The sequence below is a fragment of the Gryllotalpicola sp. CP2-P1 genome, from assembly GCF_057512245.1.
This window is the reverse complement of the sequence record NZ_JBLRDT010000100.1, coordinates 1-9,842: the sequence shown is the minus strand read 5'-3', so window position 1 is coordinate 9,842 and position 9,842 is coordinate 1. Positions and strand designations below refer to the sequence as shown.

The following is a 9,842-nucleotide window of genomic DNA, read 5'->3' as shown; positions in this document are numbered from 1 at the left end:
ATGCCTGGACGGCGGCATTGGCCGCCGCGGTGTGGCTGCTGCTCCTCATCGCGCTCGACCGCGGGGCCTGGTGGTGGGTCGCACTCGGTGCGGCCGCGGCGCTCTCGGTCGCGGTCTTCCTGCTCACCGCCACCCTGCTGATCGCGCAGCTGCTCTTCGTGCTGCTGGGCAGCCGCCGGCGCGCCTGGCTGCCGCTCGTCGTGACGTGGGCCGCCGCGCTCGCCGCGGCGAGCCCCGTGCTGGTCATGGGGTGGCTCGAGCGCTCGCAGATCGCCTGGATCGGCCCCAAGGGCGCCTTCACGCCGTGGACCGTGCTCGTGGAGCCCGCCGGCGAGCTCGCCTGGGCGTACAGCTTCGCCGTCTGGATCGTGCTCATCGTCGCCGCCGCACGCTGGCGCCGCGTGCTGCGGGCGGGCTCCGACTGGCTGCTGCTCGCGGGCTGCTGGGTGGTGGTGCCGTTCGCCGTGACGATCACGGCGAGCCTCATCGGCTCGCCGGTCTTCACGAGCCGCTACCTCACCTTCGCCATGCCGGGCCTCGCGCTCGCGCTCGCCGCCGCCCTCGCGGCGCTCGGCACGCGTCGGGTCGTCGCGGGTGTCGCGGTCGCGCTGGTGCTGCTCGCCCTCCCCGCCTACGTCGGGCAGCGGCTGCCGTTCGCCAAGCCGCGAGAGAGCGACCTGCGCCTCGTCGCGCAGACGGTGCAGGCGCACGCGAGCGCGGGCGACGCCATCCTGTTCGCGCCGGGTCGGGCCCGTGAATCCCTCTTCGCGTACCCGCAGTACTACCGGGGCATGGTCGACATCGCGGTCAAGACGCCGTTCCCCGCCTCGGGGTCGTTCAGCGATCGCACGGTGCCGCTCGCCGACAGGGCCACGAGGCTCGCGGGCATCCGCACGGTCATCCTCGTCATCCCGCGGCACGGAACGCCCTGCACCCAGCCGCGCGATGCGGCGGCGCTGCGCGCGCACGGCTTCACGCCGATCGACCGCTACCCCACGCACCGTGAGGTCGTCTGCCGCTTCGAGCGCACGGGAAACGGTGGCTGACCGGGGTCTGTGAACGTCACATGGCCGGAACACGCCGTGGCTACCATCAACGGCATGCGCGCGCACGGTTCCCCCCTCGTGATCGGTCACCGCGGTGCGAGCGGGTACCGACCCGAGCACACCCGGCAGGCCTACGAGCTCGCCTTCCAGCTGGGGGCCGACTTCGTCGAGCCCGACATCGTGGCCACCAAGGACGGCGTTCTCGTGCTGCGGCACGAGAACGAGATCTCGGGCACGACGGATGTCGCAAACAGGCCCGAGTTCGCCGCGCGGCGCACGACCAAGGAGGTCGACGGCGTGCCCGTCACGGGCTGGTTCACCGAGGACTTCACCTGGGCCGAGCTGTCGACGCTGCGGTGCCGCGAGCGACTCGGCGGGCTGCGGCAGGCGAGCGCGAGCTTCGACGGGCAGTACCCGATCATGCGCCTCACCCACCTCTTCGACCTCGTCGACAGCCTCGCCGAGACCACCGACCGCGAGCTCGGCGTGGTCGCCGAGATCAAGCACGCGAGCTACTTCGAGTCGATCGGCCTGCCGCTCGACGAGCTGTTCGCCGACGAGCTGCAGCAGGTCGGCTGGCAGAGCGAGCCGAGCCGGCTCATCATCGAGTCGTTCGAGAAGACCGTGCTGCGGAAAGTGCGCGAGCGGGGCATCCGCGGCAATCTCATCTACCTGATCGAGGCGGCCGGCGCAGCCTTCGATCTCGTCGCGCGTGACGGGGCGGATGCCGCGAGCTATGCCGACGAGATCGGCGAAGTGGGCCTCTACGGCCTCGCGACCCGTCAGGGGCTCGATGCGATCGAGGGCATCAGCGTCGACAAGAGCCTGCTGCTCGACGCCGGCTCGGAGAGCGGAACGAGCGACCTCGTCGACCGCGCCCACGCCGTGGGGCTCGCGGTGTTCACGTGGACGCTGCGGCCCGAGAACCGCTTCCTGTCGGCGCCGTTCCGCACCGAGGGCGGCAAGGCCGATTTCGGGCACTGGCAGCACGAGTTCCGCACCATCATGGCGTCGGGAGTCGATGGCGTGTTCGCCGATCATCCCGACCTCGCGCTCGTCGTGCGAGACGCCGCCGCGTGATCTCTCAGTAGCGTGCGAGCCGCGCTCCGTAGTGGGGTAGACAGGATTGTCTTCCCTATGCGGGTCGAAGGCGGCTAGGGTGTGGCGCGAACCACTTCAACTGACGAAAGGGGCGCGCATGGGATTCCTCGATGACGCGGTCGACAAAGCGAAGGACTTCCTCGGAACCGACCAGGGCGAGCAGGTGAGCGACAACGTCCTCGACGGCGTCGCCGACAAGGCCAACGACCTCACGGGCGGCAAGTTCGAAGACCAGATCGCGCAGGGCCGGCAGACGGCCGACGACGCGATCGGCGACTAGCCACTCGGTCGGCCAGAATCGGGGCTCGATACGCTCGCTGGCGCTCGCTGCTCGACCACCGTTGGTCGAGCAGCCTGCGTGAAACCGGGGGTATCGAGCCCCGTTCGGCTTCCGGCCAGGGTCTCCATGTCGGTCGCGCAATTTAGACTTGGCTGGCAATGACAGACGCGCGCGCATCCGACTCCTTCCTGCCGATCATCGTCGACGGCGATCAGGGGCCGCGTGGCGGCGACGAGGCGTTGCTCGAGGGCCTCAACCCGCAGCAGCGCGAGGCGGTCACCTACCGAGGGCCGGCGCTGCTCATCGTCGCGGGCGCGGGCTCGGGGAAGACGCGCGTGCTCACGCACCGCATCGCCGGGCTGATCGGCAGCCGCGAGGCATGGCCGAGTCAGATCCTCGCGATCACCTTCACCAACAAGGCCGCGAGCGAGATGCGCGAACGCGTCGAGGGGCTGCTCGGTCAGGCATCCGAAGGCATGTGGATCTCGACCTTCCACTCGGCCTGCGTGCGCATCCTGCGTCGTGAGGCCAAGCAGTTCGGCTTCACCGAGAACTTCACGATCTACGACTCGGGCGACACCCGCGCGCTGCTCAAGCGCATCATCAAAGAGAGCGAGGCCGACACCTTCGGCTTCACGCCCGCGAGCGCCGGCGCCAAGATCTCGAAGCTCAAGAACGAGCTCGAGGACTACGAGTCGTACGCGCGCAGCGCCAACCGCGACGACCCGGCCGAGCAGGTCTTCCTGCAGATCTTCCGCGAGTACACGCGCGCGCTGCGGGCCGCGAATGCCTTCGACTTCGACGACCTGATCGCGCAGACCGTCTATCTGTTCCGGGCGTTCCCGCGCGTCGCGGCGAACTACCAGCGCCGGTTCCGGCACATCCTGGTCGACGAATACCAGGACACGAACCATGCGCAGTACTCGCTCATCCGCGAGCTGACGAAGCCCGTGCCGCCGCACCTCGTCGCCGAGCTGAAGGCCGACGGGCTGTATGTCGACGGTCTGACGGGGCCGTCCGGCGAGATCCCCGGGGCGTCGCTCACCGTGGTCGGCGACTCCGACCAGTCGATCTACGCGTTCCGCGGCGCCGACATCCGCAACATCACCGAGTTCGAGCACGACTTCCCCGGTGCGCGGGTGGTGCTGCTCGAGCAGAACTACCGCTCGACGCAGAACATCCTCTCTGCGGCCAACGCGGTCATCTCGAACAACTTCGACCGCAAGGCGAAGAACCTGTGGACCGATTCCGGCGACGGCGAGAAGATCGTCGGCTACACGGGGTACTCGGGGCACGACGAGGCGCAGTTCGTCGCCGACGAGATCGACGCGCTGCGGCGCGCCGGCGTGCCGTACAACAACATGGCGGTCTTCTATCGCACGAACTCGCAGACGCGTGCGCTCGAAGAGATCTTCATCCGCTCGGCCGTGCCGTACCGCATCATGGGCGGCACCAAGTTCTATGAGCGGGCCGAGATCAAAGACGCGATGGCGTACCTGATCGCGGTGGCGAACCCCGCCGACGAGCTCGCCGTGCGGCGCATCCTCAACACCCCGAAGCGGGGCATCGGGCCGGCGACGGTGACGCAGCTGGGGTCGTTCGCGAGCGACAACGGCATCACCTTCCGAGACGCCCTGCGGGCGGCATCCGACCTGGGCCTCGGCCCCAAGGTGACGGCCGCAATCACGCGGCTCTCCGATCTGCTCGACGAGACGGCCGCCATGATGGACCCCGAGAACCCCGGCGGGGTCAAGCCGGTTCCCGAGCTGCTGACGCACCTGCTGGCCGGCTCGGGGCTGCTCGACGCCCTGCGCAGCTCGCGCGACCCGCAGGACGAGGCGCGCGCCGAGAACGTCGAAGAGCTCGTCGCCGTGACGAAGGAGTTCGCGCGGAACAACCCGGGCGGCACGCTCACCGACTTCCTCACCGAGGTGTCGCTGGTGGCCGCCGCCGACGAGCTCGACGACTCGACCGGAACCGTCTCGCTCATGACGCTGCACACCGCGAAGGGGCTCGAGTTCGACGCCGTGTTCCTCACCGGCGTCGAGGAAGACCTGATCCCGCACCGCATGTCGGCGAACGAGCCGGGCGGCCTCGCCGAAGAGCGGCGGCTGTTCTACGTCGGCATCACGCGCGCGCGCAAGCGCCTGTACCTGTCGCTCGCGATGTCGCGTGCGCAGTTCGGCGAGGTGAATGTGGCGATGCCGAGCCGGTACCTGCAAGAGATCCCCGCCGAGCTGATCGACTGGCGGCGCTCGCCGGGGGCCGCGAACGGCCGAGACGGCACGATGTCGCGAGCGCTGAATGCGAAGCGCCCGGGCTTCGGGTCCGACCGTGCGGCGGCGACGGCCGCGGCGCTGTCGAAGCCGAAGACCGAATGGGCCAACAAGGTGACGGCGACGGTGCGCGACAACAGCGCGCTCGAGCTCGCCCCGGGCGACCGCGTGAAGCACGTCGACTTCGGCGAGGGCCGCGTGCAGGACGTGACGGGCGAGGGGCCGAAGCGCATCGCGCACGTGCAGTTCGACAGCGCCGGCTTCAAGAAGCTGCTGATCAAGATCGCCCCGATCGAGAAGCTGTAGCGGCGGTTACTCCGCCGTCTTGTTCGCCTGGCGCACCTGGCGCGGCGGCTTGCCGCCGAGGTAGGAACCGGCCGGGTCGACCAGGAAGCCGTTCGACAGCGCCTCGCGGCCGACCAGCATGCGGAAGCCCATGGCGTCTCGCCGGGTGAGCGTCACCTCGACGGGAAGCGTGCGGTCCAGCATCCTCAATTCGATCAAGACGACGACGCGATTCTGGATGTGCCCCGTCGAGCTGCGCACACGGCGGCGGTCGTGCACCGGCAGTTCGATCTGCGCGCCGTCGCGCGAGCTGAACTGCCACGGGTGCACCTCGAACCGCACCCAGGGCCCGCCGTCGCGGGTGAACTCGCGCAGTCCGAAGGCATGCAGCGACGAGGTCTGGGCGCCGGTGTCGATCTTCGCCTTGATCCAGGGGATGCCGAGCCCGGGCAATCCGACCCATTCGCGCCAACCCACCAGGCTCGGTGGTGTTGGATTGCTGGGGGTCATGCCGCCAATCCAATCGGAATCACAGCCCAACAGGAAAATCCCGAGTGAAGATCGCCATCTTGTCGCGCGCGCCGCGCAGCTACAGCACCCAGCGCCTGCGAGCCGCCGCCGCTGATCGGGGTCATGACCCCAAGGTTCTGAACACCCTCAGGTTCGCGATCGACCTGTCGGCCGAGACGCCCGATCTGCTCTATCGCGGCCGCCCGCTGTCGGACTACGACGCCGTGATTCCGCGCATCGGCAACTCGATCACGTATTACGGCACGGCCGTCGTGCGCCAGTTCGAGCAGATGGATGTCTACACGCCGAACACCGCGAGCGGCATCAGCAACTCGCGCGACAAGCTGCGCGCCAACCAGATCCTGTCGCGCCACGGCGTCGCCATGCCTCCGACGGCCTTCGTGCGCAACCGCGCCGATGTCGTCTCTGCGATCGAGCGCGTCGGCGGTGCACCCGTCGTGCTCAAGCTCATCGAGGGCACACAGGGGATCGGCGTGATCCTCGCGCCCGAGCTCAAGGTCGCCGAGGCGATCATCGAGACGCTGCAGTCGGCCCGGCAGAACGTCCTGATCCAGCGGTTCATCTGTGAATCGCGCGGCCGGGACATCCGCGCCCTCGTCGTCGGCGACCGCGTGGTCGCCGCCATGCGCCGCACCGCGCAGGGCAACGAGTTCCGATCGAACGTGCACCGCGGCGGTCAGGCCGAAGGGGTCGAACTCGACGAGGACTACGCGCGCACGGCCGTGCGCGCCGCGCAGATCATGGGGCTCAAGGTCGCGGGCGTCGACATGCTCGAGAGCGACGACGGGCCGCTCGTCATGGAGGTGAACTCGTCGCCCGGACTCGAGGGCATCGAGACGGCGACGAAGCTCGACGTGGCGGGCGCGATCATCGACTACATCGCGAATCAGGTGGCGTTCCCTCAGATCGACGTGCGCGAGCGCCTGTCGGTCTCGACGGGCTACGGCGTCGCCGAGCTCGTGGTGCACGGCGACGCCGAACTCGTCGGCACGACGCTCGGCGAGTCGGGGCTGCGCGAGCGCGACATCACGGTGCTCACCCTGCACCGCGGTACGGGCGTCATTCCGAACCCCGGGTTCGGCACGCGGCTCGAGGCCGAGGACCGCCTGCTGTGCTGGGGCCGCGTCGAGGAGATGCGCTCGATGATCCCGGAGCGGCCCAAGCGGCGGCCGCGCGTCAAGAAGCTGCCGAAGAACCCGCTGCCCGCTGAAGAGTAGGGCTGTCGCGCGCAGCCGGGCTCGGGGCGGCAAGCCGGCCGGGGTAGAGTGGCCTGCGGCAATTGTCTCGATGTCGAGAGAAATGGAACACAGTGGATCTGTACGAGTATCAGGCCCGAGACCTGTTCGAGAAGTACGACGTGCCCGTCTTGAAGGGCATCATCGCCGACACTCCGGACGAGGTGCGGAAGGCCGCGCAGACGCTGGGTGGCGTCACCGTCGTCAAGGCGCAGGTGAAGGTCGGCGGTCGCGGCAAGGCGGGCGGCGTGAAGGTCGCGAAGACCCCCGATGACGCGTTCGCGGCGGCGCAGGCGATCCTCGGCCTCGACATCAAGGGCCACACCGTGAAGCGCGTGATGGTGGCCGAAGGCGCCGACATCAAGCAGGAGTTCTACTTCTCGGTGCTGCTCGACCGGGCCAACCGCTCCTACCTCTCGCTCGCGTCCTACGAGGGCGGCATGGAGATCGAGCAGCTCGCCGAGGAGCGCCCCGAGGCGCTCGCGCGCGTCGAGGTCGACCCCGCTGAGGGTCTGCCCCTCGAGAAGGCGAAGGAGATCGCGGTGGCCGCGAAGTTCCCCGCCGAGCTGGTCGACAAGGTCGCGCCGGTGTTCGTGAAGCTCTTCGAGGTCTACACCGGCGAGGACGCGACGCTCGTCGAGGTCAACCCGCTCGTCCTCACCGGCTCTGGCGACATCATCGCCCTCGACGGCAAGGTCTCGCTCGACGACAACGCGGCCTTCCGCCACCCCGAGCACGAGGCGCTGGTGGATGCCTCCAGCGAGGACCCGCTCGAGGCGAAGGCGAAGCAGAACGACCTCAACTACGTCAAGCTCGACGGCGAGGTCGGCATCATCGGCAACGGCGCGGGCCTCGTCATGTCGACCCTCGACGTCGTCGCCTACGCGGGCGAGGCGCACGGCGGCGTGAAGCCCGCCAACTTCCTCGACATCGGCGGCGGTGCCTCGGCCGAGATCATGGCCGCCGGCCTCGACGTGATCCTCGGCGACCCGCAGGTCAAGAGCGTGTTCGTCAACGTCTTCGGCGGCATCACCTCGTGCGTCGCCGTCGCGAACGGCATCGTCGCAGCCCTCGGCATCCTGGGTGACGCGGCGACCAAGCCGCTCGTCGTGCGCCTCGACGGGAACCAGGTCGAAGAGGGCCGCGCGATCCTCACCGGCGCGAACCACCCGCTGGTCACGCTGGCCCTCACCATGGACGACGGCGCTGACAAGGCCGCGCAGCTCGCGGCATCCGCTGCCTGAATCGCCGATCGAGATCAAGGACTAGAGAGAACAATGTCGATCTTCCTCAACAAGGACTCCAAGGTCATCGTCCAGGGCATCACCGGCGGCGAGGGCACCAAGCACACCGCGCTCATGCTGAAGGCCGGCACCCAGGTCGTCGGCGGTGTGAACGCGCGCAAGGCCGGCACCACCGTGTCGCACACCGCCGCCGACGGCTCGCCCGTCGAGCTTCCCGTGTTCGGCACGGTCGCCGAGGCGATCGAGAAGACGGGCGCCGACGTGTCGATCATCTTCGTGCCGCCGGCTTTCGCGAAGGACGCGATGGTCGAGGCCATCGACGCCGAGATCCCGCTGCTGGTCGTCATCACCGAGGGCATCCCCGTCGGCGACTCGGCCGAGGCCTGGGCGCACGCCAAGGCCAAGGGCAACAAGACCCGCATCATCGGCCCGAACTGCCCCGGCATCATCACGCCCGGCGAGTCGCTCGTCGGCATCACCCCGGCCAACATCACGGGCAAGGGCCCGATCGGCCTCGTCTCGAAGTCGGGAACGCTGACCTACCAGATGATGTTCGAGCTGCGCGACCTCGGCTTCTCGACCGCTATCGGCATCGGCGGCGACCCGATCATCGGCACGACGCACATCGACGCGCTCGCCGCGTTCGAGGCAGACCCCGAGACGAAGGCGATCGTCATGATCGGCGAGATCGGCGGCGACGCCGAGGAGCGCGCCGCGGCCTTCATCAAGGAGTACGTGACCAAGCCGGTCGTCGGCTACGTCGCCGGCTTCACCGCCCCCGAGGGCAAGACCATGGGTCACGCCGGCGCCATCGTCTCGGGCTCCGCGGGCACCGCGCAGGCCAAGAAGGAAGCGCTCGAGGCCGCCGGCGTCAAGGTCGGCAAGACCCCCAGCGAGACCGCGCAGCTGCTGCGCGAGGTGTTCGCGAGCGTCAGCGCGTAGGCGCGCCGCGCACATGTCCTGAGGAATCCCGCGGGCGGCTTCGGCCTCCCGCGGGATTCTTCGCGTTTCGCGCGGCCTACGCCGGCCGGCGCGCGTCGACGGAGGCGGCCAGCTTGACGAGCAGTGCGCGCAGCGTGCGCAGCTCGCCGCTCGAGAGCCCGCTGACGAGATCGGTGACGGATGCCTCGAACGTCGGCGCCCCCTCGGCGAGCACCTTCGCCCCGGCATCCGTCAACACGATCCACGACGATCGCCGGTCGTCGGGGTTGGGAATGCGCTCGACCCAGCCGGCCGCCGCGTAGCGGTCGACGATCTTGCTCGCCGTGCCGACGCGCAGGTCGAGCGCGCGCACGATGTCGTCGACGCGCGCGTGCTCGGCCTGCGCGATCAGGGACAGGATCTCGATCGTCCCCACCGTCACGCCGTGCTCGGCCTTCATGCGCGCATCGACCGCGTTGTACAGCGAGATCTCGGCGCGCACGAGCTCATCGAAGAAGTCGATCGAGGCGGACACGGGGCTCCTTAGAAATATTCTTGGGAATTAGATTCCAGAGAATGTAGTTTGGTTATTTAGATTCCTTGGAATCAAGATCACCATAACCTACGAGGGGAACACCATGGGCAAGGCACAGCGCGACGCCGTGAACGCCGCGATCCGCGAGGCTGCGAAGGGCCTCGTCGCCGACACGATCGACGAGCGCCGCGCGCTTTTCGAAACCCGGGCTCAGCCTGGCGACACCCGCGGGCTGACCGCGACCGAGACCGTGCTCGGCGGCCGGCCCGCCCTCGAGATCATCGATGAGGCGCGGGATGCCGGCACGCTGCTGTACTTCCACGGCGGGGGCTATGTCGTCGGGTCGCACCGCACCGGCGCGCGACTGGCCGCAGAACTGGTGCGCCGC

The 9,842-nt window shown here is 69.0% G+C and carries 9 protein-coding genes and 1 pseudogene; 8 read left to right on the top strand and 2 right to left on the bottom strand.

Annotation, left to right across the window (positions count from 1 at the left end; all coding sequences use genetic code 11):
• The 4 genes from ACM2XV_RS09210 to ACM2XV_RS09195 all read left to right on the top strand — a co-directional run.
• Positions 1 to 1,046 (top strand): hypothetical protein (locus ACM2XV_RS09210; RefSeq protein WP_487026717.1); only part of this gene is annotated, 1,046 nt, incomplete at its 5' end.
• A 54-nt stretch (positions 1,047 to 1,100) separates the two neighbouring features.
• Positions 1,101 to 2,126: a glycerophosphodiester phosphodiesterase family protein gene (locus tag ACM2XV_RS09205; RefSeq protein WP_487026718.1), complete on the top strand. Its 1,026-nt coding sequence runs from the start codon at positions 1,101 to 1,103 to the stop codon at positions 2,124 to 2,126.
• 118 nt (positions 2,127 to 2,244) lie between these two features.
• Positions 2,245 to 2,427: an antitoxin gene (locus ACM2XV_RS09200; RefSeq protein WP_487026716.1), complete on the top strand. Its 183-nt coding sequence runs from the start codon at positions 2,245 to 2,247 to the stop codon at positions 2,425 to 2,427.
• A 158-nt stretch (positions 2,428 to 2,585) separates the two neighbouring features.
• Positions 2,586 to 5,009 carry an ATP-dependent helicase gene (locus ACM2XV_RS09195; protein ID WP_344776299.1) on the top strand — a complete coding sequence of 808 codons (2,424 nt, stop codon included), beginning with the start codon at positions 2,586 to 2,588 and terminating at the stop codon, positions 5,007 to 5,009.
• Between the two features lie 6 nt (positions 5,010 to 5,015).
• Here the strand turns inward: ACM2XV_RS09195 and ACM2XV_RS09190 are convergent, their stop codons facing one another.
• A complete protein-coding gene (locus ACM2XV_RS09190; protein WP_344776297.1) occupies positions 5,016 to 5,498 on the bottom strand; it encodes an ATP-dependent zinc protease family protein in 483 nt (160 codons plus the stop codon).
• Between the two features lie 44 nt (positions 5,499 to 5,542).
• On the opposite strand from ACM2XV_RS09190, the gene ACM2XV_RS09185 reads away from it, so the two are divergent.
• The 3 genes from ACM2XV_RS09185 to sucD all read left to right on the top strand — a co-directional run bounded on the left by ACM2XV_RS09185 (position 5,543) and on the right by sucD (position 8,940).
• Positions 5,543 to 6,736, top strand: a complete 1,194-nt coding sequence (locus ACM2XV_RS09185; protein ID WP_487026715.1) for a RimK family alpha-L-glutamate ligase — start codon at positions 5,543 to 5,545, stop codon at positions 6,734 to 6,736.
• Positions 6,737 to 6,828: 92 nt separating this feature from the next.
• Positions 6,829 to 7,998: an ADP-forming succinate--CoA ligase subunit beta gene (gene sucC / locus ACM2XV_RS09180; protein ID WP_487026714.1), complete on the top strand. Its 1,170-nt coding sequence runs from the start codon at positions 6,829 to 6,831 to the stop codon at positions 7,996 to 7,998.
• Positions 7,999 to 8,031: 33 nt separating this feature from the next.
• Entirely contained in the window at positions 8,032 to 8,940 is a 909-nt protein-coding gene (gene sucD, locus ACM2XV_RS09175) for a succinate--CoA ligase subunit alpha (protein ID WP_487026713.1), read from the top strand.
• 76 nt (positions 8,941 to 9,016) lie between these two features.
• Here the strand turns inward: sucD and ACM2XV_RS09170 are convergent, their stop codons facing one another.
• The gene (locus tag ACM2XV_RS09170; protein WP_487026712.1) at positions 9,017 to 9,454 is read right to left on the bottom strand and encodes a MarR family winged helix-turn-helix transcriptional regulator; all 438 of its coding nucleotides are present in this window, start codon (positions 9,452 to 9,454) and stop codon (positions 9,017 to 9,019) included.
• A gap of 103 nt (positions 9,455 to 9,557) precedes the next feature.
• Between ACM2XV_RS09170 and ACM2XV_RS09165 the strand changes: the two are divergent.
• Positions 9,558 to 9,842, top strand: a pseudogene (locus ACM2XV_RS09165) (hypothetical protein); the annotation flags it as partial.

Coding starts and splice junctions, on each gene's coding strand:
- sucD (WP_487026713.1), top strand. CDS start 8,032: ATGTCGATCTTCCTCAACAAGGACTCCAAGGTCATCGTCCAGGGCATC.
- ACM2XV_RS09200 (WP_487026716.1), top strand. CDS start 2,245: ATGGGATTCCTCGATGACGCGGTCGACAAAGCGAAGGACTTCCTCGGA.
- ACM2XV_RS09195 (WP_344776299.1), top strand. CDS start 2,586: ATGACAGACGCGCGCGCATCCGACTCCTTCCTGCCGATCATCGTCGAC.
- ACM2XV_RS09190 (WP_344776297.1), bottom strand. CDS start 5,498: ATGACCCCCAGCAATCCAACACCACCGAGCCTGGTGGGTTGGCGCGAA.
- ACM2XV_RS09205 (WP_487026718.1), top strand. CDS start 1,101: ATGCGCGCGCACGGTTCCCCCCTCGTGATCGGTCACCGCGGTGCGAGC.